The organism is Haloechinothrix sp. LS1_15 (genome assembly GCF_033042135.1).
In the GTDB taxonomy this organism is placed as follows: Bacteria; Actinomycetota; Actinomycetes; order Mycobacteriales; family Pseudonocardiaceae; genus Haloechinothrix.
In genome coordinates this window covers 243,613-268,222 of record NZ_WBXM01000007.1, presented here as the reverse complement: position 1 = coordinate 268,222, position 24,610 = coordinate 243,613, and the positions used below count along the sequence as shown (strand labels likewise).

The 24,610-nt window shown below is 69.9% G+C and carries 20 protein-coding genes and 1 tRNA gene; 13 read left to right on the top strand and 8 right to left on the bottom strand.

All coding sequences use genetic code 11. The features are described 5' to 3' along the window. Position 1 precedes the first annotated feature (1 nt). The 3 genes from F8178_RS13275 to F8178_RS13265 are packed head-to-tail and all read left to right on the top strand — an operon-like array spanning position 2 to position 2,325. Positions 2–880: a segregation/condensation protein A gene (locus F8178_RS13275; RefSeq protein WP_317495068.1), complete on the top strand. Its 879-nt coding sequence runs from the start codon at positions 2–4 to the stop codon at positions 878–880. Continuing rightward, a complete protein-coding gene (scpB, locus tag F8178_RS13270) occupies positions 873–1,586 on the top strand; it encodes an SMC-Scp complex subunit ScpB (protein WP_317495067.1) in 714 nt (237 codons plus the stop codon). Before F8178_RS13275 ends, scpB begins: the two co-directional genes overlap by 8 nt. Further along, positions 1,576–2,325, top strand: a complete 750-nt coding sequence (locus tag F8178_RS13265; protein ID WP_317495066.1) for a pseudouridine synthase — start codon at positions 1,576–1,578, stop codon at positions 2,323–2,325. The genes scpB and F8178_RS13265 overlap by 11 nt, the downstream gene beginning before the upstream one ends. Here the strand turns inward: F8178_RS13265 and F8178_RS13260 are convergent. Both F8178_RS13260 and F8178_RS13255 read right to left on the bottom strand, forming a co-directional pair. After that, positions 2,322–3,518, bottom strand: coding sequence for a cation:proton antiporter (locus tag F8178_RS13260; RefSeq protein ID WP_317495065.1), 1,197 nt, complete (start codon positions 3,516–3,518; stop codon positions 2,322–2,324). The genes F8178_RS13265 and F8178_RS13260 overlap by 4 nt on opposite strands. A gap of 4 nt (positions 3,519–3,522) precedes the next feature. Then, positions 3,523–4,005, bottom strand: coding sequence for a TrkA C-terminal domain-containing protein (locus F8178_RS13255; RefSeq protein WP_317495064.1), 483 nt, complete (start codon positions 4,003–4,005; stop codon positions 3,523–3,525). A gap of 180 nt (positions 4,006–4,185) precedes the next feature. Here F8178_RS13255 and cmk point away from each other — a divergent pair, with 180 nt between their 5' ends. Genes cmk through der form a run of 3 tightly spaced genes read left to right on the top strand, consistent with a single transcriptional unit; the run spans position 4,186 to position 7,021 of the window. After that, complete coding sequence (gene cmk, locus F8178_RS13250) at positions 4,186–4,941, top strand: (d)CMP kinase (RefSeq protein ID WP_317495063.1); 756 nt, start codon at positions 4,186–4,188, stop codon at positions 4,939–4,941. Further along, positions 4,938–5,600 (top strand): lysophospholipid acyltransferase family protein, encoded by a 663-nt coding sequence (locus F8178_RS13245; RefSeq protein ID WP_317495062.1) that lies wholly within the window; start codon positions 4,938–4,940, stop codon positions 5,598–5,600. The genes cmk and F8178_RS13245 overlap by 4 nt, the downstream gene beginning before the upstream one ends. Next, a complete protein-coding gene (gene der / locus F8178_RS13240; RefSeq protein ID WP_317495061.1) occupies positions 5,600–7,021 on the top strand; it encodes a ribosome biogenesis GTPase Der in 1,422 nt (473 codons plus the stop codon). The genes F8178_RS13245 and der overlap by 1 nt, the downstream gene beginning before the upstream one ends. Before the next feature lie 24 nt (positions 7,022–7,045). Here the strand turns inward: der and F8178_RS13235 are convergent, their stop codons facing one another. From F8178_RS13235 to F8178_RS13225, 3 genes are all read right to left on the bottom strand, one after another. Then, entirely contained in the window at positions 7,046–7,324 is a 279-nt protein-coding gene (locus F8178_RS13235; protein WP_317495060.1) for a hypothetical protein, read from the bottom strand. Between the two features lie 140 nt (positions 7,325–7,464). Next, positions 7,465–8,448, bottom strand: coding sequence for a nitronate monooxygenase family protein (locus tag F8178_RS13230; protein ID WP_317495059.1), 984 nt, complete (start codon positions 8,446–8,448; stop codon positions 7,465–7,467). A 137-nt stretch (positions 8,449–8,585) separates the two neighbouring features. Next, positions 8,586–10,238 carry an acetolactate synthase gene (locus F8178_RS13225; protein WP_317495058.1) on the bottom strand — a complete coding sequence of 551 codons (1,653 nt, stop codon included), beginning with the start codon at positions 10,236–10,238 and terminating at the stop codon, positions 8,586–8,588. 159 nt (positions 10,239–10,397) lie between these two features. Here F8178_RS13225 and F8178_RS13220 point away from each other — a divergent pair. Both F8178_RS13220 and F8178_RS13215 read left to right on the top strand, forming a co-directional pair. Continuing rightward, positions 10,398–10,474, top strand: a tRNA-Pro gene (locus tag F8178_RS13220). A 281-nt stretch (positions 10,475–10,755) separates the two neighbouring features. Continuing rightward, the gene (locus tag F8178_RS13215) at positions 10,756–12,066 is read left to right on the top strand and encodes a GH25 family lysozyme (RefSeq protein ID WP_317495057.1); all 1,311 of its coding nucleotides are present in this window, start codon (positions 10,756–10,758) and stop codon (positions 12,064–12,066) included. A 43-nt stretch (positions 12,067–12,109) separates the two neighbouring features. Here F8178_RS13215 and F8178_RS13210 read toward each other — a convergent pair whose 3' ends face one another. Both F8178_RS13210 and F8178_RS13205 read right to left on the bottom strand, forming a co-directional pair. After that, positions 12,110–12,766 (bottom strand): protein-L-isoaspartate(D-aspartate) O-methyltransferase, encoded by a 657-nt coding sequence (locus tag F8178_RS13210; protein ID WP_317495056.1) that lies wholly within the window; start codon positions 12,764–12,766, stop codon positions 12,110–12,112. Between the two features lie 77 nt (positions 12,767–12,843). Beyond that, on the bottom strand, positions 12,844–14,163 hold the full coding sequence (locus tag F8178_RS13205; protein ID WP_317495055.1) for an ATP-grasp domain-containing protein: 1,320 nt from the start codon (positions 14,161–14,163) through the stop codon (positions 12,844–12,846). Between the two features lie 176 nt (positions 14,164–14,339). Here F8178_RS13205 and F8178_RS13200 point away from each other — a divergent pair, with 176 nt between their 5' ends. The 5 genes from F8178_RS13200 to F8178_RS13180 all read left to right on the top strand — a co-directional run bounded on the left by F8178_RS13200 (position 14,340) and on the right by F8178_RS13180 (position 23,412). Then, entirely contained in the window at positions 14,340–15,317 is a 978-nt protein-coding gene (locus F8178_RS13200; RefSeq protein ID WP_317495054.1) for a pyridoxal-phosphate dependent enzyme, read from the top strand. Positions 15,318–15,426: 109 nt separating this feature from the next. Continuing rightward, positions 15,427–18,675 carry a BTAD domain-containing putative transcriptional regulator gene (locus F8178_RS13195; protein ID WP_317495053.1) on the top strand — a complete coding sequence of 1,083 codons (3,249 nt, stop codon included), beginning with the start codon at positions 15,427–15,429 and terminating at the stop codon, positions 18,673–18,675. A gap of 59 nt (positions 18,676–18,734) precedes the next feature. Further along, on the top strand, positions 18,735–18,998 hold the full coding sequence (locus tag F8178_RS13190) for a hypothetical protein (protein WP_317495052.1): 264 nt from the start codon (positions 18,735–18,737) through the stop codon (positions 18,996–18,998). 162 nt (positions 18,999–19,160) lie between these two features. Next, on the top strand, positions 19,161–20,540 hold the full coding sequence (locus F8178_RS13185; protein ID WP_317495051.1) for a hypothetical protein: 1,380 nt from the start codon (positions 19,161–19,163) through the stop codon (positions 20,538–20,540). Then, positions 20,521–23,412 carry an FtsW/RodA/SpoVE family cell cycle protein gene (locus tag F8178_RS13180; protein WP_317495050.1) on the top strand — a complete coding sequence of 964 codons (2,892 nt, stop codon included), beginning with the start codon at positions 20,521–20,523 and terminating at the stop codon, positions 23,410–23,412. The genes F8178_RS13185 and F8178_RS13180 overlap by 20 nt, the downstream gene beginning before the upstream one ends. 137 nt (positions 23,413–23,549) lie before the next feature. On the opposite strand, the gene F8178_RS13175 is transcribed toward F8178_RS13180, so the two are convergent. Then, the gene (locus F8178_RS13175) at positions 23,550–24,536 is read right to left on the bottom strand and encodes a rod shape-determining protein (RefSeq protein ID WP_317495049.1); all 987 of its coding nucleotides are present in this window, start codon (positions 24,534–24,536) and stop codon (positions 23,550–23,552) included. Positions 24,537–24,610 lie beyond the last annotated feature (74 nt).

Here is a 24,610-nt window from a genome sequence, read left to right as displayed (position 1 = left end):
CATGAATGACGTAGCCGACGAGGTCGACGAGGGCGACGAGGGCGGCGCCGACGAGGCCCCTCCCGCCGCTGGGGGTTCGGCTCGATTCCAAGTGCGCCTCGACAACTTCGAGGGCCCTTTCGACCTGCTGCTGCAGCTGATCTCGCAGCACCAGCTGGACCTTACCGAGGTGGCGCTGCACCGGGTGACCGACGACTTCATCGCCTACACCCGGGCGCTGGAGGCGGAGTCACGGCTCGACGAGACCACCGAGTTCCTGGTGATCGCTGCCACCCTGCTTGACTTGAAGGCGTCGCGGCTGCTGCCGACCAGCGCGGCCGAGGACGAGGAGGACCTCGCCCTGCTCGAGGTGCGGGACCTGCTGTTCGCGCGGGTGTTGCAGTACCGCGCGTACAAGCAGGTGGCGGAGCTGTTCCGCGAGCTGGAGGCGGGAGCGCTTCGCCGGTACCCGCGCTCGGTGGCGCTGGAGGATCGCTACATCGGCCTCCTCCCTGAGGTCATGCTCGGGGTCGACGCCGACCGGTTCGCCGAGATCGCCGCGAGCGTCTTCCGCCCGAAACCCCCGCCGACCGTGTCGCTGGATCACTTGCATACCGTCAAGGTATCGGTCCGCGAGCACGCGGCGACGCTGCGGATCCACCTGGCGACGGCGGGCTCGGCGAACTTCGGTGAGCTGGTGGCCGACTGTGAGAACACGCTGGAAGTGGTCGCCAGGTTCCTGGCGTTGCTTGACCTGTATCGCGAGGCCAGTGTTCAGTTCGAGCAGCCGACACCGCTCGGCGAGCTGACGGTCCAGTGGGCGGGCGGCTCGGTGGCTGACGCCCGTGCGGCCGCCGAGCGTGACCGCGTGACCAGCGAGGACGAGGAAGAGTATGGCTGAGCCTGAGCAGCCGGATACCGCCGAAGACGCGAGCCGAAGGGACCCTTCGGTACACGATGTGTACCCGGGGACCCCTTCGGCTCACCCCAACGGCGAGACCGAGAGTCGGGAAGAGCTGGACGACGAGCCGGTGGCGGTGGCCGGTGTGAGTTCGGCCGTGGATGTCAGCAGCGATGAGGCACTCCTCGCCGCGCTGGAGGCGATGCTCCTGGTGGTCGATTCACCGGTGACCGAGGACGCGCTGGCCTCCGCGGTGGATCAGCCTGTAGAACGGGTGACCGAGATGCTGCGCACCATGGCCGAGGACCTGCGCGACCGTGATAGCGGCATCGACCTGCGCCGGGTGGCCGAGGGGTGGCGGTTCTACACCCGCGACATCTACGCGCCGTTCGTCGAGCAGCTGCTGCTCGACGGGCAGCGCACCAAGCTGACCCGCGCGGCGCTTGAGACGCTCGCCGTCATCGCGTACCGGCAACCGGTGACCAGGGCGAGGGTGGCCGCGGTCCGTGGGGTGAACGTCGACGGTGTGATCCGCTCGCTGCTGGCCCGCGGGTTGATTGAGGAGTCCGGCGCGGACGAGGAAACCGGCGGCACGCTCTACATCACAACCGACCTGTTCCTGGAGCGGCTCGGGCTGTCCTCACTCGAGGAGCTGCCCCCGATCGGTCCGTTGTTGCCTGAAGTGGACACCATCGATGACAGCTGACAGCGGTACGGACTCCTCGGGCGTGCGGCTGCAGAAGGTGCTTGCCAGGGCGGGCGTGGCTTCCCGGCGTGCTGCCGAGGAGCTGATCGTTCAGGGGAGGGTCCGGGTGGACGGTGCGATCGTGCGTGAACTGGGCACCCGGGTCGATCCGGACAGCGCCGTGATCCACGTGGACGATACCCGGGTCGTGGTTCGCGAGGACCTCACCTACCTGGCCATGAACAAGCCCCGCGGGGTGCATACCACCATGGCAGATGAGCAGGGCAGGCCGTGTGTCGGCGACCTGGTGGCAGACCGTGAGGAACGGTTGTTCCACGTCGGCCGGTTGGACGCCGACACCGAGGGCCTGCTGTTGCTGACCAACGACGGCGAGCTCACCCACCGGCTGATGCACCCGTCCTACGAGGTCAGCAAGACGTACCTGGCCGAGGTGTCAGGCACGGTGCAGGGCCGGGTGATCCAGCAGGTGCTCGATGGGATCGAGCTGGAGGACGGGCCGGTGGCACCGGATCGTTTCCGCGTGGTCGATACGCTGCCGGGGCGCACCCTTGTCGAGATCGTGCTGCACGAGGGGCGCAACCGCATCGTGCGCAGGACGCTGGCCGCGGTCGGGCACCCGGTGCAGCGACTGGTGCGCACCGCATTCGGCGAGGTGCGGCTGGGCGGGGCGAAGCCAGGTGCGTTGCGCGAGCTCACTCGGGAGGAGCTGGGTTCGCTGTTCCGGGCCGTCGACCTCTAACTCTTCGCGGTGTCGTTGGCTGGTTGGTGTTCGGGGCGCAGCTTGCGCATCACCGGCTCGACGAAACGTGCCGCTACCGGCCCGAAGCCGGCCATGAGCAGTACGTAGGTCGCGGCGAGACCGGCGAGCTGTCCGTCGCCGACACCCGCGGCAACGGCGAGGCCGGCGATGATGATGGAGAATTCACCCCGCGCGATGAGGCCGGCGGCCGCACGCGCGCGCCCCATGGAGCCAATGCCGCTGCGCTTGGCTGCCCACCAACCGGTGCAGACCTTCGTCGCGGTGGTGACCACGGCGAGCAGGATCGCCCATAGCAGCACCGGCGGGATGTCACGCGGGTCGGTGGTGAGCCCGAACAGCACGAAGAACGCCGCCGCGAACAGGTCACGCAGTGGTTCGAGCAGCTTCGCGGCGCTGTGCGCCGCTGGGCCCGCGATCGCGATGCCGAGCAGGAAGGCGCCCACGGCGGCGGAGACCTGCATGGCCTCCGCGATGCCTGCCACGAGCAGCGCCGAACCCAGCAGCTTGAGCAGGAAGACTTCCTTGTTCTCGCTGTAGAGCACAGCCGAGACATACCGGCCGTACCGGGCGGCCACCAGCAGGATCAGCGCGACGACCAGCAGCGAGATGCCGATCGCGGTGAATCCCGCCAGCAGCGTGACGCCGCCGAGCACGGCGGTGAGGATCGGCAGGTAAACGGCCATCACCAGGTCCTCGAATACCAGCAGGGACAGGATCACCGGGGTCTCGCGGTTGCCGGTCCTGCCGAGGTCGTTGAGGATCTTGGCGATCACGCCGGAGGAGGAGATGTAGGTGACGCCGCCGAGCGTGAGGGCACCGAGCCAGCCCCAGCCGAGCATCAGCGCAACCGCCGCGCCCGGCGTGGCGTTGAGCACGATGTCCAGCAGCCCGGCTGGCCAGCCCTTGCGCAGGCCGGTGAACAGCTCGTTGGCCGTGTACTCCAGGCCAAGCATGAGCAGCAGCAGTACGACGCCGATTTCGGCGGCGATATGGGTGAACTCCCCGATATCACCGAGCTGCACCAGCCCGCCCTCGCCGAAGGCGAGGCCGCCGAGCAGGTAGAGCGGGATGGGGGACATACCGAGCCGCTGCGCCAGCCTGCCGAGCAGCCCCAGCCCGAAGAACACCGCGCCCAGCTCGATCAGGGCGAGGGCCGTGTGGTCAACCTCCACCAGCTCAGCCCTTTCTGAGAAGGTCGACGGCGGCGTCGAGCCCCTCGGAGGTGCCGACCGCCACCAGGAGATCGCCACCGGCGAGCACGAAATCCGGCTCTGGCGAGGGCTGAACCTGGCCCGCCCGCATCACGGCGACCACGGACACCTTGGTGCGGCTGCGTAGCTCCGCCTCGCCGAGCGACCGTCCGTCGAACGGGGAGCCTTCGGCGATGGGCAGCTGGCGGGTGGTGATTCCCGGAAGCTCACTGTGCTCCTCACGCAGCTGGGCAACCAGCTGCGGCGCGCCGAGCAGGTTGCCGAGCGTGGCGGCCTCGTCCGAGGTGAGCGGGAGGCTGGCGACGGCGGTGTCGGGATCCTCGGCACGGGAGACGACCAGTTCGAGAGTGCCGTCCCTGTGGCTGATCACACCGACACGCCTGCCACCACGGATGGCGAAGTCCTTGCGGACACCGATGCCGGGAAGCGGGGTCACGTCAACGTTCACGCGGTCACGGTAACGCACCGCCACGGGACATGTGGTGATCATGATCCGTGTCGCGCCCGGGCGTTGTGTCGGTGGGTGTGCCGACCGGGCAGAATAGGGCGCCGGGTCGCGCCTCGACGCGGGGGCGTGACCGATACTGGAGATTCGGACGGCGAGTCCTGACAGCGAGGAGAGTGGCCGGTGCTGGGAGTGCTGCGTGGCGTCGTCGCCCTCGACGGTCCGTCCGGGACGGGAAAGACCACGGTCGCACGCACGCTCGCGGGGCGGCTCGGGGCGGGGTACCTGGACACCGGAGCGATGTACCGGGCGGTCACGTTGGCCGCGCTGCGTTCCGGCGTCGACCCGGCGGATCCGGTGGCGCTGGAGAAGGTCACCGAGGGGGCGGACATCGGAGTCGGTACCGATCCGGACGAGCCGGTGATCGTGCTGGACGAGGACGATGTCGGCGAGGCGATCCGTGGTGCCGACGTGACGGCGGCGGTCTCGGCGGTGGCGGCGGTCCCCTCGGTACGGCGGATCCTGGTCGAGGTGCAGCGCGCCATCATCGAGGACGTGCTCGACGAGTACGGCGGCATCGTGGTGGAGGGCCGTGACATCGGCACGGTGGTCGCTCCCGAGGCCGAGCTGAAGGTCTACCTGACCGCATCCACCGGCGTGCGGGCCGCCCGGCGCAGCGCGCAGGACTCGGCGGCTGGCAGGCAGGCTGAGCCCGACGAGGTACGAGCCGCAGTGGAGCGACGGGACAGGCTCGATTCCGGCCGCGCCACTGATCCACTGCGGCCCGCCGAGGATGCGGTGGAGCTCGACACCAGCGATCTCGACCTGGAGCAGGTGGTCGCGGTGCTGGTCGAGCGTATCGCGGAGCGCGATATGCTGGGGGAATCGACGCCGGCCGCGGGTATGTGGCCCGGCACGGAGGGTGGGTCGGCACCATGACGACCGGACTTCCCAGCTATGCTTCCCCGTGGTTGCACGACCTGGCACGGGTGCTGGCCCGGTGGATCTACCGGCCCGCGTTCCGGCTGAGGGTGCACGGTACGGAGCGGGTGCCGCGTACCGGACCGGTGGTCGTGGTCGCCAACCATATCTCGATGATCGAACCTCAGTTGATTTTCGGGATCCTGCCGCGAAGGTCGGTGTTCCTCGTCAAGCGTCAGCTGTTCCACGGATCGCTCGGCTGGGCGCTGGATCGTATCGGCCAGCTGCCGGTGCGCAGGGGAGACCCCGATCGCGCCTCGTTGCTGGAAGCGGTGCGGGTGTTGCGCGGCGGTGGTGTGGTCGGGGTGTTCCCGGAGGGCACCCGTGGTGACGGCGACGTGGAGAATGCCGAGCAGGGCGCGGCGTGGCTGGTGCGTTCCTCTGGTGCGGTGGTCGTGCCGGTCGCGGTACGGGGGACCAAACCCCCGGCCGACGGCAGGATCAGGCTGCGGCCCAGGGTGGACATGCTGATCGGTGAACCGTTCCAGCTGGTGGTGCCGCGTGGTCGGCAGGGATTGGTCGACGCGACCGAGGAACTGCGTAAGGAACTGGCCGATGTGGTGCGCGCCCTGGACACATGGCGCGAGGCGCACGGGATGGAACGGAACGAAGGTTGATGAGTGAGGTCGACGGCACCTGGTCGGACGAGTCGGAGTTCGACGAGCTGGACCGAGTGGCCGAGACGGCCCTGGACGAGGACAGCGTGGCCACCGGGCAGCCGGTGGTGGCCGTGGTCGGGCGACCGAACGTCGGTAAGTCCACGCTGGTGAACCGTGTCCTCGGCCGCCGCGCGGCGGTGGTGCAGGACACTCCCGGTGTGACGCGGGACCGGGTCGCCTACGACGCCCACTGGGCCGGTCGCGAGTTCGCGCTGGTGGATACCGGTGGATGGGAGCCGAACTCCCAGGGGCTGCGTGCGGCGGTTTCCGCGCAGGCCGAGCTGGCGATGTCCACCGCGGACGTGGTGTTGTTCGTGGTCGATGCCACCGTGGGTGCCACGGAGGCCGATGAGGCTGCGGCGCGAGTGTTGCGCCGTTCGGACCGGCCGGTGCTGCTGGTCGCGAACAAGGTCGACGACGAGCGACTGTTCGCCGACGTGGCGACGCTCTGGTCCCTCGGTCTCGGGCAGCCTTACCCGGTGAGCGCGTTGCACGGCAGGGCCTCCGGTGACCTGCTCGACGCCACGGTGGCCGCGATGCCGGAGAGCGCCGCTGCCGGTGGAGGCACGGTGCACGGTCCTCGCCGGGTGGCGTTGGTCGGCAAGCCGAACGTCGGCAAGTCCAGCCTGCTCAACAAGATCGCCAAGGAGGAGCGATCGGTGGTGCACGAGGTCGCGGGCACCACCGTCGATCCGGTCGACTCGCTCGTCGAGCTGGACGGCCAGACCTGGCGGTTCGTGGACACGGCCGGTATCCGCAGGCGGGTGCAGCTGGCCAGCGGTACGGAGTACTACGCCGCGCTGCGTACCAAGAGCGCCATCGAGGCATCCGAGGTCGCGATCGTGCTCATCGATGCAAGTGAGCCGCTCAGTGAGCAGGATCTGCGGGTCATCTCGACGGTGGTGGATTCAGGCAGGGCGTGCGTTCTGGCGATGAACAAGTGGGACCTGGTCGACGAGGAACGCAGGTACCAGCTCAGTAAGGAGATCGACCGGGGTCTGGTCCGGCTCCGATGGGCGGAGCGGGTCAACGTGTCCGCGCGCACCGGTCGGTCGGTCCACAAGCTCGCGCCCGCGATGCGTACCGCGCTGGAGTCCTGGGACAAGCGGATACCCACTGGCCAACTCAACAGCTGGCTGTCCGATGTGCTGGCCGCCACCCCGCCGCCCGTGCGGGGAGGGAAGCAACCCAAGGTGCTGTTCGCGACGCAGGCCCGGGTGCGGCCGCCCACGCTGGTGCTGTTCACGACCGGATTTTTGGAAGCGGGATACCGTCGCTTCATCGAGCGGAAGTTCCGTGAGTACTTCGGATTTCCCGGTAGTCCGGTCAGGGTCAGCGTGCGGGTGCGGGAGAAGAAGCCGAAGTCGAAGAAGCGGTGACGGGCGCCCTACGTGTCGTGGGCGTCACGCCGCGGTGGTGCTTACCGTGGTGCTGCCGTTCAGCGCTGTCCTCCCGGCGTCGGTGACCTTGGCGGGAACGAGCTCGCCGCGCCGTCCGGGACGTACGGGAGCGATGAGACCTCGGTGGACGAGCGAGTGCGCGGTGAGTTGATCCGAGAACGCGAGCCCTTCGACGAACAGATCGGGCTCGCAGCTGCAGGTCAGCTCGGCCTGCCCGCGTGCGACGGCACGGAGCGTGGCGCGTTCGCGGTGGTTCAGTTCGTCATCGTCCTCCGCAGACACCGTGCGATCCTTCCTACTCGACTGCCCGGTGACCACCCGTGGCGGATATTGAAACGCATTCTAAGATCATCCTCGCCAGATGTGTGCCGGATAACACAGCCGGTGTGTCCGGGATCACGGTTGACCGAGCTGCCGGTAGGTCAGGGCGACGTGGTACTGGTCAGCCCGGTCAACCGCTGCTGGATGAGCTCCGTGGCCTCGCCGACGATCCGCTCGACGAGCTCGGCGACGCTGGGGATGTCGTTGATGAGGCCCTGGACCATACCGGCGCTCCAGATCCCGGCCTCGGTATCGCCGTTCTCGAACACGGTCCTGCCACGGGCACCGGAGACCAGCTCGCGTACGTCGCCGAACTCGCCGCCGTCCTCGAGGATCTCCACGACCTTGCGGCTGACCGAGTTGCTGGCCACCCGTGCGGTGTTGCGCAACGGCCGGAAGATCAGTTCGGTGTCGCGCTCGGAGTGGGCGATCATCTGTTCCTTGACCCGCTGGTGCACCGGCGCCTCCTGGGTGCACAGGAACCTGGTGCCCATGTTGATGCCATCGGCGCCGAGCGCCAGCGCGGCCACCAACCCTCTGGCATCGGCGAAGCCGCCGGAAGCAAGCATCGGGATGGTGATCGCGTCGGCGGCCGCGGGCAGCAGCACCAGGCCGGGGATGTCGTCCTCACCGGGGTGGCCCGCGCACTCGAAGCCGTCGACGCTGACCGCGTCCACCCCGAGGGACTGGGCCTTGACCGCGTGCCGGACGCTGGTGCACTTGTGCACGACCTTGATTCCGGCCTCGGCGAAGGCAGGCAGGTGGTCCTTCGGGTTGAAGCCCGCGGTTTCCACGACCGGGACGCCGGATTCGATGATTGCCTGCCGGTACTCCTCGTACGGCGGTGGGTCGATCGCGGGCAGGATGGTCAGGTTGACGCCGAACGGCCGGTCGGTCATCTCCCGGGTACGCGCGATCTCGTCGGCGAGGTCCTCCGGAGTGGGCTGGGTGAGCGCGGTGACGAACCCCAGCGCTCCCGCGTTGGCGACCGCAGCGACGAGCTCGGCACGGCCGACCCACTGCATGCCGCCCTGGACGATGGGATGCTCGATCCCGAACATCTCGGTAAATCGCGTGGTCAACATCGACGGCCGCCCTTCAACGCACCCGGCAGGACACTGAACGATCACTTTGCGAGATCGCCGCCCCGGTGTCGAGGGAAGTGTGACGGTCGGCACCGGGACGTGTCTCGCGCGGGCACGGCGGGCAGTGCGGAGCGTGATCAGATCCCCATGGTCGAGCGCGGATACGCGTCCTCCGGGTCGGTGATGATGTTGACCAGGTAGGGAACTCCCGACGTAAAGGCACGTTCGAGCGCCGGGCCGATCTCGTTCGGCGTGGTGACCATCTCGCCCGCACCGCCCAGTGCCCGGACCACTTCCTCGTAGCGGGTCCGCGGTGTCAGTTCGGCCGCGGCGTGGTAGCCGTACAGGGAGCGCATGGGGTGTTTCTCCAGGCCCCAGCAGCCGTTGTTGCCCATGATCATCACCACCGGCAGCCGGTGCCGTACCAGCGTGTCCACATCCATCAGCGAGAAACCCGCGGCGCCGTCACCGAGCAGCAGCACGACGGGGGAGGAGGGCCGTGCCAGTCGGGCGGCGATGGCGTAACCGAGCCCGGTGCCGAGGCAGCCGTATGGGCCGGGATCCAGCCAGCAGCCGGGCCTGCGCGGTTCGATATAGCGACCGGCGTAGGAGACGAAATCCCCGCCGTCGCCGATGATGACGGTGTCGTCGTCGGTTTGCCGGAGCAGCTCGCCGTAGATCCGTGCGGGGTGGATCGGATCGGCGTCGGAGCGCAGTGCCTCGGCGTCGGTCGCCGCGGCGGCGTCGGCGGCCTGCCGTAGCTCGGCCGTCCAGCCGGCGTGCCCGGTATGTCGCGGCTGCCTGCGCCACGACTCGGCGAGCCCGTCCAGCGCGCGTGTGAGGTCGCCCGCGGCGGAGCCCGCGAGCTCGACGTGCGTGGCGAGCTGTTCGGCAGCGTCGGCGATGTGGCATACCCGTGCCGCAGGGAACCCGTCCTTGCTGCCGAAGGAGCCGTAGCCGAGCCGGAAGTCCAGCGGGGTGCCCACCACGACCACCAGGTCCGCCGTGCCGAACGCGCGGGAGCGGGCGCGGGTGACCAGCAGGGGATGCCCCGCCGGAAGCACACCGCGCGCCATGCCGTTGGTGATCGTCGGCACGTCGGCCGTCTCGGCCAGCCGGCGCGCTGCCGCCTCGGCACCGTCGGTCCAGACATCCGACCCGAGGACCAGCACCGGTCGGTGTGCCTGCGCGAGCAGCCGCCCGATGCTAGCCAGCTGATCCGCGTCAGGCTCCACGCCCTGCCGCGCGGCCGGGGCGGGGATGTCGGTCGAGGCCTCGTCGAAGACCTGCTCGATCGGGATGTCGAGGAAGACCGGGCCGCGGTGTGGCGTGGTGGCCAGCCGCAGCGCATCGTCCACCGCCACCGGGATGTCCTCGGTTCGCCTGACGGTGGCCGCCCACTTGGTGACCGGTGCGACCAGCGGCGGGTGATCCAGCTCCTGCAGGCTGCCCGATCCCCACCGGACCTGCGGCGCGCGGCCCCCGATGGTCACCAGCGGCGTGCCGTTGAAATGGGCCGCGGTGATCGCGCTGACACCGTTGGTGATGCCCGGACCCGCGGTCAGTACCGCCAGCCCGGGAGTGCGGGTCAGGCGTGCGGTGGCCTCGGCTGCGAACACCGCGGTCTGCTCGTGACGCACGTCGACCAGCCGCATCGGTGGGGTTCCTCGGATGGCCCCGTCGTACAGCGGGAATACGTGCCCACCGGAGAGAGTGAACATCGTGGTGATGCCGCGTGCGCGCGCCACATCGGTGGCAAGCCGGCCGCCATGGGCTGTGAGCTGAACCATAGCGGCAAACTACTGGGCGGTAGCTCCCGGTGTCCATGGTGATCGTGTGGCGGGCTAGCGTTCGGCGTGACGGCAGCGCTCGGCTCCGGGGAGCCGCCTGCACGGGACGGCAAGCGGCACGGTAGGGTGTTTACTGTCGCTCACGGCGAGTGGATGGGCCGGGCTGTAGCGCAGCTTGGTAGCGCACTTGACTGGGGGTCAAGGGGTCGTGGGTTCGAATCCCGCCAGCCCGACCACCGCCGGGGCGTCCACCTGAGTGGACGCCCCGGCGGAAAGGCCCGCTCACGGAACGCCCCGGAGCATGTCACGTTCCGGGGTTGATCTACTTCTCAGGCCGCGGATGCGCGCGAGAGCTGCGCCCTGTTCCTGCTCTGCGGTCGCAAAACGGTCTCATTGTCACTCGGACAGGTGACATTCGCCGGAAAGTCGGCAAGAATCGAACTGCTGAGCGCAGCCAGAGCTCAGGAAACGCCGCCTACGTAGGCGCGACGGGCGGCACGCGGAGGTTCGTATCCGGATGCCGTCGGAGATCACGGGTGAGCAGGGAGGGTTCTGGCGCGACCTGTGCGCGGCCGCCGCCGGTGTGTTGCTGGTCGGTTCGCTGCTGCCACCTGCTGCCGACCCGCTCGAGGGCGAGCTCGCCGCGTTGCTGCTCCCCCCGCCTGCCTCGGAACCCGAGGTCGCGCTCCCGCCGCTTCCTGGGCTGCCGGAAACGTTCGAGCGGGAGCTGCTCGCGATGCCGGTCGCAGGGCTGCTGCGGACCGACGAGCCGCACATCCCCGCGTTCCCCGGTATGCCAGCCGAGCCCGAGCAGCCGGACGCCGCGTCAGCGGAGTCGACCTTCGCGGGCGTGCTGGCCGCGCTGCCGCGTGCCGTGGACACCGCCACAGCGGGGGACTCCGGCGACGGTGAGTCCGCTGGCGAGTCGGCCGGAGAGCCCGCAGGAGAAGCTCGGGCGTTACCGCTGCCCGCCGTGACCGACGCAGGGGAGGGGGATTCCCAGGGCAACGACGAGCGGTCGCTCGACGACTCCCCTGTGGAGCGCGACAGCGATGGTGGGGGTAGCGCGGGATCCGACGCCATCGAGGTCGATCCGGCCGATGGACGATCCGGACAGGACAGTGAAGGCGGTGCCGTCCTCGACGTGGCCGTCGACCTGCCGGGGCTGGCCGAGCGTGTGGTCACCGAGCTCGCGTCGAACGGCGAAGCGAATCCGCAGCACGGGATCGATGTCAGCGGATGGCAGGGCAGGGTGGATTGGGAGCACTGGTGGGACGAGGGTAAGCGGTTCGCCTACATCAAGGCGACCGAAGGGACGACGTTCGTCAACTCCGACTTCGACCACCAGTACAGCGGCGCCTACGACGTTGGCATGATCCGGGGCGCGTACCACTTCGCGTTGCCCGACCGTTCCGCCGCCGCAGTGCAGGCGCGGCACTTCGTGCGCAACGGTGGCGACTGGTCGCCGGACGGCCGCACCCTTCCCGGGGTGCTGGATATCGAGTTCAACCCGTACGGTCAGACCTGCTACCGGATGAGCCAGTCATCCCTTGTGGACTGGATCGTGGAGTTCCACGACACCTACCACGAGCTCACCGGACGCTATCCGGTGATCTACACGAACACCATGTGGTGGGAGCGTTGTGTCGGCGACGGTCACGACCTGGGCGTGACCGTCCCGCTGTGGATCGCCCGCTACGCCGACGACGTGGGGAACCTGCCTGCCGGCTGGGACTCCCACGCCTTCTGGCAGTACACCGACACGCCGCTCGACAAGAACGAGTTCAACGGTAGCTACCGGGAGCTGATCGAGCTGGCCACGGGCTGACAGAGCCGGTCGTGTAGCAGGGAGGTGGCACGACGAGCCGTCCCTACGGCTGGTCGCCGCCCTCGGGGTAGCCGCAGCGACCGTAGAGCGGGACGAACCGTGCCGGAACGAGGTGTTCCCGCAGCGCCATGTCGTTTCCGGTGCGCTCGAAAACGGTGACCTCCTCGTAGCCGCCGGAACCGATGGGCTGCACCAACCGTCCGCCGAGGCGAAGCTGTTCGATCAGCGGTCGCGGCACCGACGGGTAGGCTGCGGACACCACGATCGCGTCGAAGGGTGCGTGCTCGGGTACCCCGCAGCTACCGTCGCCGGACAGCAGGGTGACGTTGCCGATACCGTTGCGCTCCAGCGTGCGCTCGACCCGGTCGATCATGTCCTGCCACCGGTCGATGCTGACCACACGGGAGACGAGCTGGGACAGTAGCGCGGTGGCGAAGCCGCTGCCGGTGCCGATCTCGAGCACGTGCTCGTCACCGCTCAGCCGCAATCCCTCGAACATCCTCGCCGACAGCCACGGCTGCGTGCTGACCTGGTTATGCGTGATCGGAACCGGTTCGTCGATAGCGGCGGCACCCGCGCGCTCGGCAGGGACGAACTCGGCCCGGGGTATCCGCCGCATGGCGGCGAGGATCCGCTCGTCCCGGACCCCCTTGGCGCGCACGGCCTCGGCGAGATCCTCCGAGGAGGACAGCCCACGCATGCCGATCGACCTCTCTGGACGGGGTGTACGCCGTGCCTGCTCTGCCACCATCGTAAGGCCACTCGCCGCGGGCGGGCTCAGCGCGCGACCACGCCGCTTGGCACCCCGGCCGGGGCAACGGCGTCCCCGTCGTCGAAGCGCAGCAGGAGACCGCCCACGGCACGTTCGGCGAGCGCGCGGGCCCGGCGCCCGTGGTGATCGACGGCGACGACGTGGCCGAGGTAGTCGTCGTTGCTCCGCGGGTAGCGAACGCGCGTCGGGACCGGTGCGGTCCAGCGCGTCACGGTCGGGTCGCCGACCAGCCGCTCGGTGCCGTCGACAGCGATCACGGTGCCGTCCCTCGGGGACAGCAGGAACATGATCGCCGCGCTCGCGGCAGGTGGCTCGGCGCTGAGCACCGGCGCGGTGTCGGTGCCGATGCTGGGTACGTGGCCGAGACTGAGCTCGATCAGGATCTCGAGCGGGTGCGTACCGGTGACCAGGTGGATCAGCTCGAAGATGTAGCCACCTGCCTGCCGGGGATTGATCTCCACGATGCGCGGACCGTGCGCGGTGAGCTTCACCTCCGTGTGGCTGAGCCCGTGAGTGAACCCCAGCGCGTCCAGTGCGCGGCGAACGTGGTCCTCGACACCGGTGGCTGCATCCGGGTCGAGGTCGGCGGGAAACATATGGCCGGATTCCACGAAGGACGGTGGTCCGGTCACGCTCTTGTCTGTCACGCCGACGATCGTCGTCCCGCCGTGGCAGGTGACCGCCTCGACGCTCACCTCGGGCCCGTCGAGCAGCTCCTCCAGCAGTACCACCCGTTCCAGCGGCTGTCCCCGCGTGTTGTGGGTATCCCCGGTGATCTCCCAGAAGGCGTCCTTGAGCGCGGCCTCGCCGTCGACGCGACGCACCGCGGTTCCCGCGTTGCGGTCGGTGGGTTTGGCCACCAGCGGGTAGCCGATCTCCGCGGCGGTGACGAGGCATTCCTCCCAACCGCTCGCGACCGCGAAGCGAGGGCCTGCCACCCCGGCCTCGGCCAGCGCTTGCCGCACCCGGTGCTTGCGCGTCGCCAGCCGCATCACCTCGGCGGGTGGTCCGGGTAGCCGCAGCGCCTCGGCGACCGTGGCGACGGCCTCCAGGTAATAGTCGCACGTGGTCAGCACACCATCGATCCGCTCTCGCCGGGCCAGTGAAGTGGCTTCGGCCACCAGCGCGTCGAGGTCGTTGGTGTCCACTCGCACGACGGTCTCGGCGCCCGCGACCACCGGGTGCGGCGCGCCCGCCTGCGAGGCGGGGTAGAGGTCGGGGTCGCGGGTGAACAGCACGTAGCGGTGACCGAGGCGGGCGATGACCCCGGGCAGCGCCTGACCGGTAGAGCGCATCCAGCTCTCGATCATCAGCAGGGTCGCCATGTGACACCTCCGCTCCCGCTCGGCGAGCGGCCGATGGTTGTGACAATCGTGTTCATCGACGGCTATCCTGGCATAGCGCTGACCTACCTCGGCCGCCCAGCCCTTCGGTGTCGCGATCGCTCACACGAACCGGTGAGACCCTGATGGTGGACAGGCCGCGGCTACCGTGGCAGACCATGGACGACACGTTGGATCTGAGGCCGGAACGCATCGATCGTGCCGCCGCGATCATCGACCCGGTGTTCCTTGACTCCCCGCAGTTCGTCGACGAGCAGCTCAGCGCCCGTATCGGTACGGAGCTGCTCGTCAAGCTGGAGACGGCCAACCCGCTCCACAGCTTCAAGGGGCGCGGGGCGTGCGCGCTGCTGCACGGGATCCCTCCCGGCAGTTCCGTCGTGTGTGACTCCGGGGGAAACTTCGGTCAGGCGGTCGCCTACGCGGGCCGCTCGCGCGGTGTGGATGTCACGGTGTTCGTCGGTCCGGATGTGGATCCGGGTAAGGCTTCGCGGATGCGCGACTTCGGCGCTCGGGTGTATGAAGTAGACGGTGACACCGCGGTCGCCGCGCGACAGCACGCGGCCGAGCAACCGGACCGGGTGCTGGTGCGGGACGGCAGGGACCCGGCCATCTGCGAGGGTGCGGGCACGATCGGGCGGGAGCTGCTCCGCGACGCTCGTGGCTTCGACACCGTCGTGGTCCCGGTCGGTGACGGTGCGCTGATCGCGGGGATCGGGTGCTGGCTAGAGGCCTACGCTCCCCAGGTGCGGGTGGTCGGGGTATGCGCCGAAGGTTCACCGGCCATGGCGCGGGCGTGGCGTACCGGGGAGATCGACGACGCCGGACACGCCAGTGACATCGGGACCATCGCCACCACGTTGGCCAACCCGGCGCCCATCCCCGAGTCGCTGCGCAGGCTGCGGGCGCTTGTCGACGACATCGTGCTTGTCGACGACGCTGCCCTGCGGCAGGGCATGGCACTGGCCGCCGACACGCTCGGAGTGCTGCTCGAACCGGCGGGCGCGGCGGCCATCGCCGCCCTGGCCACCGCCGAGCTCGCGACCGAGCGGGCCGCGGTGGTGCTCACGGGCAGCAATCCCGCCCCGGAACTGGCGCGGGAGGTGCTCGGCGCGAGCACCGTGCCCTCGCAGCGGTAAGCGGCGCGAGCTAAGCAGAGGCAGGCAGGGCAAGCAGGGGCAGGCGAGGGCGGCGCTGTCCCTGGAGAATTCGCTACGGTCTGTCGGTACCCGCGGGTACGCTGCCGGTATGCGGTTCGAGCTCTTCGGCAGGTTGGGGGTCCGGCAGGGAAATGCCGAGCTCGACGTTCCCGGTGCGAAACAGCGCGCGTTGCTGGCGTACCTGCTGCTCAACCGGGGCAGGCGCGTTCCGGCCGATCGGTTGATCGAAGCCGTGTGGGGCGAGGAGCAGCCGAGCAAGGCGCGTAACGCGTTGCAAGCCAAGGTCTCCGGGCTACGCGGCGCCCTCGTTCCGGGGGAGCCGGCACGGGCGCGACACCTGCTCGAGTCCCGCGACGGTGGCTACTGCCTGCATGTCGACGACGAGGCGGTGGACGTGGGTCGGTTCGAGGCGCGCACCGAGCAGGCGCGCCGGGAGCTCGCGGCAGGTCGGTCGGCGCGAGCCTGTGCCCTCCTCGACGAGGCGCTGGCGTGCTACTCGGGGGAGCTGCTCCCGGAGTACCACGACTATCCGTTCGTCGTCGCGGCTGCCGAGCACTACCGGGCGCTGTGGCTGACCGCGGTGGAGATGCACGCCAGTGCCTGGCTGGACGTGGGCGGTTCCCCTGGCCTGCCGGACGAGCTGGTCGCGATACTCGACGAGCACCCGCTCCGCGAATCGCTGCGCGCGTTGGTGCTCCGCGCGCTCGCCCGACAGGGCAGGCAGGGAGAGGCGCTGGCGGTATACCGGTCGGGGCTGCAGCGGCTGCGCGAGGAGCTGGGTGTGGATCCGGGACCCGAGCTGCGGCAGGCGCACGCGGACGTGCTGGCGCAGCGTGCCCCCGAGGGCGGTCACGCCCGGTCCCGACCGCGACGCGTAGACCGGGTACCCGCCGAGGTGGGCGAGTTCATCGGCCGCCGGGATCAGCTGGATAGGCTCCGGGAGCTGCTGGCTCGTGAGCGCCTGGTGACGGTGACCGGACCGGGCGGTATCGGCAAGACGCGCCTTGTGGTGCACGCGCTCGCCAGGCTGACCTCGCCTGCTGACGGGGTGTGGTTCACCGACCTCACCGAGCTCGCTCTGCCCAGCGAGACCGGTTGCGACCGGGAAGCGGTCGCCGGAGCCGTGCTGCGGACCTTCCGCGACCGGCAGGGCGCGCGATTGGGTAGCGACGAGCGGCTGACCTCGGACCCGCGTCGTGACGCCGTGGACCGATTACGGTCCCGGATCGGCGGCAGCGAGATGATCGTGGTACTGGATCGCTGCGAGCACGTGCGCGAGGCGGTGGCCGAGCTGGCCGCCTACCTGCTCGGCGAGTGCCCCGAGCTGCGAGTGCTGACGACCACCCGGGTGTTGCTCGGCGCCCCGAGCGAGGCCGTGCTGCGGCTCGACCCGCTGCCGCTGCCCGCTCCGGACGGGGAGCGCACGACATTCCTGGCAGCCGAGTCCGTGGCGTTGTTTCTCGCCAGGGCACGGCTCGATCACGCATCGCTGTCCGATGAGGATTGTCGTAACATCGCGGCGATCGTGCGGCAGGCCGACGGTATCCCTCTCGCGATGGAGGTCGCGGCGGGGTTGCTCCGCGGTCTCACGCTGGCCGACCTCGCCCGGCACCTGGCGGTGGACCGAGACTTCCTGCATCGCGGGGACGGGTGCAGGCTGATCGACACCATCGACCGCAGCTGGCGTCTGCTGTGCGACGACGAGGCCGACCTGCTGGTCAGGGTGTCGATCATCGAGGGGTCGTGGTCGCTGGAGGCCGCGCGGGCGGTGGCGGGTGCCGGCGCGAGTGAGGTGGCGCAGATGATCGCCGGGTTGGTGGATCGCTCGCTCATCAGCTACGACTCGAGCGCCGAACCCACCCCTTACCGGCTACTCGATACGATTCGCGCGTACGCGCGTCGCCTGCTGGCCGGACATCCGGAGGTGGACACGATCGCGGCGAACCACGCGGCGTACTTCCACCGGCTGGCTGCCCACCTCGATGTGCTCCTGCGCGGCGGTGACCAGCCCCGGGCGCTGCGCGAGCTGACCACCGCGCATGCGGATATCGTGGCCGCGCTCGCGACGCTGCGCGCCAGCGGCCGGATGGCCGATGCGCTGGGCGCGGCGAGCTCGCTCGGCTGGTACTGGTGGCTCAGCGGCAGGCGTCGCGAGGGCAGAGCGATCCTCGCCGAGCTGCTCAGCCATACGTGCCGCGACACGCCCCATCGGTCGACCGCGCAGGCCTGGCTGGACACCCTCGCGTTCACCGATACCGAGGCGGACGCCGCGTTGCATCGCTGCGTCGAAACCCTGTACGACACCGATGTGGCGAGATGGGACAGCGGGACGCGGCTGGTCGCGCTGCTCACCGCCGATCGGCTGTTCCAGCGAGGGGACCCGCATCGCGGTCACCGCGTGCTGACGCGGATCAGGGCCGTGGCCGAGCTGATCGACGACGAGTGGTTCACCGCGGCGACGCGGTTGACCTCCGGGGTCGCGGCGTCCCGCGACGGCCGACCGCAGCAGGCGCGGCACGAGGCGGAGACCGCGCGGGCCGGGTTCGACTCCTCCGGCGACCGCTGGGGGGAGCTCCAGTCGCTGGACCTGCTGGCCAACCTCGACGAGATGAACGGTGACTACGACGGGTCGCTGCGAGCGCGCGAGGATATGGCGCATATCGCGCAGGATCTCGGCATGCGCGATATGCACGCCCACCAGCTCATCAAGATCGGTAACCTGTATGGTCTACGTGGTGCTCTGGACGTGGCGTCGAGTTACCTCAGGCGAGCAGGCGAGATCGGGCGCGAGCTCGGTGAGCCCAGCACGGTGGCCTACGCCGACAACGGGCTGGGCCTGGTGCTGCGCAGGCAAGGGCGCGCGCACGACGCGAGGGTGCAGCACGAGGCGGCGCTGCGTCATTACCGCGCGATCGGGTCGCTGTCGGGGAGCGCGTTCAGCTGCGCGGCCATCGGGCTGGCCTGTCGAGCCGTGGCCGATGCCCGGGAGGTCCGGAACTGGCAGCTGCGATCGTTACGCGATGCGGTGCGTACCGGCGACCGGCGAGCGGTGGCGCTCGCGCTGGAAGGGCTGGCGCTGGCGTGTGGCGAGCCGGAGCCCGCGAGGACACTGCTCGACGTGGCCCATGCGTTGCGCAGCGATGCCGGTGTGGCGCGGCCGGACGGCGAGATCCCCGAGGTCGACCTGGTCGAGGATCGTGTCGGTGCGGCACGGTCTCGGGACGTGCATGCCGGGATGGTGAGCGAAGCCGCGGCATGGGTGGCCGATCTGGACGCCATCGTGGGCCGGGTCGAGCGAGTGCTGGCAGCGCAGCCCGCGTCGCGAGCGGCGGGGTAGCGGGTCGCCGCTGGCGCGGCACGGTGATCGTCAGCGCATCGTCAGCGTGGTACCGCACCGTGGTGGTCTCCGACGGTAAGGAGAGCACCGGCATGTTCAGCGTCTACTGCCCCCAGCACGATGCCAACGTCCTGCTCGGTTTCCGCAGGCTGATCCGGGCCATTAACGTGGCTCCCGGCGTGATCGCGCTCCAGTTTCGCTGCTACGACGGCGTCGTGGTGGAGTTGCTCACCGGGGCGCGGGTGGGAGCGGCGGCCGAGCAGCGCCACAGAACCGCCGCGGCGCCCCAAAACGGCGAGGTCGTTGAACCGCGATCGAGGTAACAGTTTGGCACACACACGGTCAGACCTGTGCTGATCCGCTCGCACCCGAAATAATGGATCTTAGCGGCAGGAGACACGGGACAGCGTCCGCCCGGGTGTCGCGCCCGGGGCAAGCGGCGGCGCCTGTCGTGTGTCCTCATCCGGCAGTCGGGAGAGCGCGAGATGGCAGGGTCGGAATCCAGCAGGCAGGTCAGCCCGGAACCGGGCTCGGATCCCCGCGACGGGACGGCACAGCCGGGTGCGGGCGCTGCCGCCGCGCCTGCTACGGCACTGCGCCGATTGCTCGCGGTGGCCACCCTGACCCCACCGCAGGCGGCGCTGCTCGCCCACGACCTCGCCGACGGGCTGGACGAGCTGCGCAGTGAGGGACAGCCGCCGCTCGAGTTCAGCGACTACTGGCTACAGGTCACCGATTCGGGCGACCTGGTGATCGATCCATCCGGTACACGCCGCACGGACTCGGCCTACGCCGGGGAGACTGGAACCACGCAGCAGGATGGGGAAGCGTCCACATCGACGGGTCCGGGTGACGGTGTCGCCCGCAGCTGGCGGCCGGTGATCCGGGTGACCATCGACGTCATCAACCGGCTGGCGGCGTGTTCCCGCCGCGACGGTATCCGGCGGCACGACGAATCGAACCAGCTCGTCGAGGACATCGACGAGGCGGAGGAGGACATCGCGCGCACCGCCGAGCAGGTACGCACGGCGGCGGCGCGGTTGCTCGACGAGTCCGGGCAACCGACCGATCGGATACGCAAGCAGCTCGTCGCGCTCATCGCGGCGATCGCAGGCCACCCCCCTGAACCGGAGCCACCGAACCAGGAGGGACCCGCGCCGCGCGCCGAGCCGGTACCGGTGCGCCGAGCGCCCGGCAGGCCCCGGCTGCGGGGCTGGCGGCGCACCCGCCGCAAGGCGTGGCACCGCCGACCGAAGCTCCGAGCGCGGTGGGTGATCCCGGTTGTGGCGCTTGCGGCTCTGGTGGCCGCGGGCAGCTGGTGGGGATTCCCTCGAGCGGTGTCCGACCTGCAGCAGGGATGGGACGCGCTGTTCACCTCCGAATCTCCCCCGCAGCACCTCGCTCCGGTGACACAGGCCCCGGGCGGCGAGGCGGGTAGTGGTGGCGGCGACGACAGCCGGGAGGAGCCCGGTGCCGAGGGTGAGGGCACGGCCGCGGAACCGGCCGAGTTCGAAAGGCTGGCGCCCGAGTCGGCAGATCCGATCACGGCGGTGGACATCGAGCACCTCGACGAGGCCTGTGAACCGGGTGAGACGTGCACGGTGCGGGTGGATGTCGTGTTGGAACGGGAGCCTGCTGTCCGGCAGGTGAGCTGGTCGCTGCACATCGTGGACCGGTGCAGCGGCTCGATCGAGGAGCAGCCGGGCATGGCTGTCACCGCGCAATCGGGATGGGGGCAGGTGTACGGCATCAGCAGGCCCGAGTTGCCGGACGGTTCGGCGCTGGCGGTGGTGGCGGTGACCGACGAGCCCGCGAGGGCGTCATCACCACCGCTCGATGTGCCGGATGACGGAGGAACGTGCTGAGGGGGCGGTCATGCGCGGTCACAGCGCGAGCAGGCACGGCGGTGGCCTAGCTCGCCGTCCCAGCGGGGGTGAACCGGAGCGGCGCGTCGTCGACCCGTGGATCGTCGGGGCCGCGGCGACGCTGGTGCTGCTCGGCCTGGCTAACCTGGTCGCGCTGGGCATGACCACGCTGGCGATCCGGCACGCGCTGGTCGGCGTGGTCGGGCTGAGCGTCATGGTGTTGCTGGCCCGGCTGCGGGTGCAGGCGCTACCGAGGCTGGCATGGATCGTCTACCTGGTGTCGGTGGCGCTGCTGTTCGCGGTCCCGGTCGCCGGTCACACCGTCAAGGGCGCACAGCGATGGCTCGATCTGGGTGTGCTGACCGTGCAGCCGTCCGAGATCGCCAAGCTGGGGGTGTTGCTGCTGCTGGCGCACCTGCTGGCACGCGGTTACTCCAAACTGCGATTGCTGGGGGCGATCGGCCTGACGGCCGTACCGGTCGCGCTGACGGCGCTGCAGCCGGACCTGTCAACGGCGCTGGTGCTCGCGGTGATCGCCGCGTTCGTCGTGGTGCTGGCCCGGGTGCCGCTGCTGCCGCTGCTGCCGATCTTCGGGCTGGCGATGGCCGCGCTCCCGCTGACCCTACTGGTGCTGCGGCCGTACCAGCTGGATCGGCTGGAAGCGTACGCCTCGGGGGCGCGGGACGCCGAAGGCGCAGGCTGGGCGGCGTTGCAGGCCGAGATCGCCATCGCGGGCGGCGGACTGCTCGGCCGGGCACGGGAGCCGCTGTTCGACCTGCGTGCGTCCTACCTGCCGGAGCGTGAGCACGATCTGGCCTTCGCCAGCGTGGTACATGCCTGGGGTTTGCTCGGTGGGCTCGTCGTGGTGGCCGCGATCCTCGTGCTGGTGTGGCGGGCGGCGCAGGCCAGCAGGATGGCGCGCAGCCCGGAAGCCGCGCTCATCGCCGCGGGTGTGGCGGCGATGTTCGGGCTGCACGCGCTGGTGTCCATCGCGGCCAACCTGACGCTGCTCCCCCACACCGGCCTGCCCATCCCGCTGTTCAGCTACGGGGGAACGGTCGCGATGGTGCACTTTGTCGCGCTCGGCATGGTGCTCGCGGCTCGCAGGGATGGGCACGACCGGCCGCTGTGGGCACCGCCACCACGCGAACGTCACCACCCGCGGCTGGCGCGGACCGGGGCGCTGGTGCTCACCGCGAACCTGGTCGCGATGTCGGCGTTCGCCTGGCACGTGCAGGTCGCCAGGGGCGAAGAGCTACGCCAGGAGGGTGAGGACCAGATGACCCGCTGCATCCGGCTGCCCGCCGAGCGCGGCACCATCCAGGACCGCGACGGCGAGATCCTGGCGGCCAACCAGGACCGGCAGGAGATCCATGTCGTGCCCGGCCTCTTTCCCGACGGCGACGACGGCGCTGTGCGGCGGCTCGCCGAGCTGGTCGACGACTCTCCCTCGGCGTTGCGCGAGGCCATGGCGCGCTCGGACGAGCTCCATGTGGAGGTGGCCACCGTCGAACCGGAAACCGGTGAGCGGGTTGCCGAGGCGGGCCTGCCTGGCGTGCTGGTGGCTCCCTCACAGCGCCGCCATTACCCGCACGGGGAGATGCTCGGGCCGATGCTGGGGTTCGTGGGCGTGGGAACCCCGGCCGACATGCACCGTTCGCCCGGATTGCCGCTGGGGGCGATGGTCGGCCGAACCGGGCTGGAGCAGCAGTACGACGCACTGCTGCGGGGCACCGACGGCAGGCAGTGCGTGTACGTGGATCCGGAGGGGCGCCCGGCCGCTGCCGCCGAACGTGTCGATCCCGTCCCCGGCGAGCATCTGCGATTGCATCTCGATCTCGATATGCAGCGTGTGGCCACGGAGTCGCTGCAGGAGGCGGTGGCGACCAGCACGGGTGATCTCGGCGGCGCGTTCGCCATGGACGTGCGTACCGGTGCCGTGCTGGCCATGGCGAGCACGCCGGCCTACGACAACAACGTCTACGTACCGCCGCTCGACTCGGACGAGATCGCGGCCGCGATGGACGGTCCCGGCCTGCCGATGCACGAGCACAACTCGCAGGTGCCGTTGCCGCCGGGGTCGACCTACAAGATCGTTGTGGCCGCGGCCAACGCGGCCTACGGCGGATTCCCGCCCGATCGAGTGATCCCTACGGGAGGTAGCTTCTCGTTCGGCGGGCACACGTTCGACAACTGGCGCCCCATGGGGCCGCACAACCTGACCGACGCCATCGCGATGTCGGACAACGTGTACTTCTACAAGCTGGCTCTCGAACTCGGCCCGGAGCGGATCTCCGCCGTCGCCGAGGAGCTGGGAGTGGGCAGGCCGACAGGTATCGACCTGCCCGGGGAGAGCGCGGGGTTCCTCGGTACGCCGGATTCCGTGGAGCAGATCGGTGGCCACTGGTACGCGGGCTCGACGGTACTGATGGGCATCGGCCAGGGGCCGCTGACGGTGACCGGGCTGCACTCGGCACGCTGGACGGCAGCGCTGGCCAGCGGTGAGGTGGTGACGCCGCAGCTCGCGGCAGGCTTCGGCCGCGACGAGTTCAACGGCATCGATTCCGCTGAGCCGCGGGAGTTGTCGTTCTCCGCTGAGCTCGACTCGGTTCAGGAAGGTATGCGTGCCGCCGTCACGGGTGGTACGGCAGGGCAGCTGGACGAGCTGCCGATCACGTCGATGGCCAAGACCGGGACGGCGGAGGATCCGTCGGACGGCAACGACGAACCGCACGCATGGTTCAGCGCGGTCGCTCCCGCCGAGGACCCCGAGATCGCGGTGACGGTGTTCGTGCGAGGTGGCGGGTTCGGCTCGTCCACCTCGGGGCCGGTCGTGAGCGACATCCTCGAGTACTTCGCGGACAACCGCTAGCGCCCGGCGAATCCCCGAGCGATCCCAGAAGCGACCGCAAACCCCGCGGGCGCGGCGGACTCTGCGGGAACGGCGGCGCACGGATAATCACGCCGGGGCGGCCCGACCACGGGCCGCCCCGGCGGTGGGGATCCGGCTCAGTAGCCGTACGCGGCCACCACGTCCGGCTGCGACAGTGCGGCGGTCGCTCCCTCCGCGACGCAGGCCAGTGGCCGGTCGGATTGTTTCACCGGGAAGCCGAAAGCCTCCTCGAGCAGCATCGTGAACCCGCGTAGCTGGGATCCACCACCGATGGCGAGCACGCCTTCGGCCATGATGTCGCCCACCGCTTGCGCGGGCAGGTCCTCGAGGCAGCTGGTGAGGGTGTGCACGATCTCGGTCGTGGTCGGTCGCAGGGCATCCATGATCTCGTCGGTGTTCAGCGTGACGAGCCGAGCCCGGCCGGTCGCTGCGTCGCGGCCTTCCACGACGAGCGACGGCTCGGCCTCACCGTTCATGCCCATCTTGATGTCCTCGGCGGTGAGTTCGCCGACCACGATCTGGTGCTCGGCGCGCAGGTGCTGGTACAGCGCGTTGGTCAGCTCGTCGCCTGCGACACGGCAGCTGCGGTGGGTGAGGATCCCGCCGAAGCAGAAGCCGGTGATTTCCGAGGTCCCACCGCCGACGTCCACGACGAGGTGAGCACGGGGCTCGACGGGGTTGACGCCGGAGCCGAGCGCGCCTGCCACGGGCTCGGGCAGCACGGCGACCTTGCGCAGGCCCGCCTCGTGTGCCACCTCGAGCAGTGCCCGGCGTTCCAGGGTCGTGGCTCCCGCCGGTACGGCGATCACCGCACGGGGACGTAGCCACCGCTGCCACCGGTCGGTCACTTTGCGGATGATCGCGCCGATATACGCGCGTGCCGACTCCAGATCGACGATCACGCCGTCGCGCATCGGTCGCACCGTGGTGAACCCTGACGGGGTGCGCCCGATGAGCTCCCGTGCTTCCTTCCCGACCCGGATCGCCCGGTACGGTTCGTTCGTGCGAATCAGCATCACCGACGGTTCGTCGTAGATGATGCCCCCGTTGGGGCGCCCGACGACCGTGTTCGCGGTGCCGAAGTCGATTCCGAAACCACTCACCGCAGCCTCCCAACACCGGACTGTGCTCACCCCGCGGTGCTACTGACTGTACGCCAGTGAGCGACCGTGCGGCA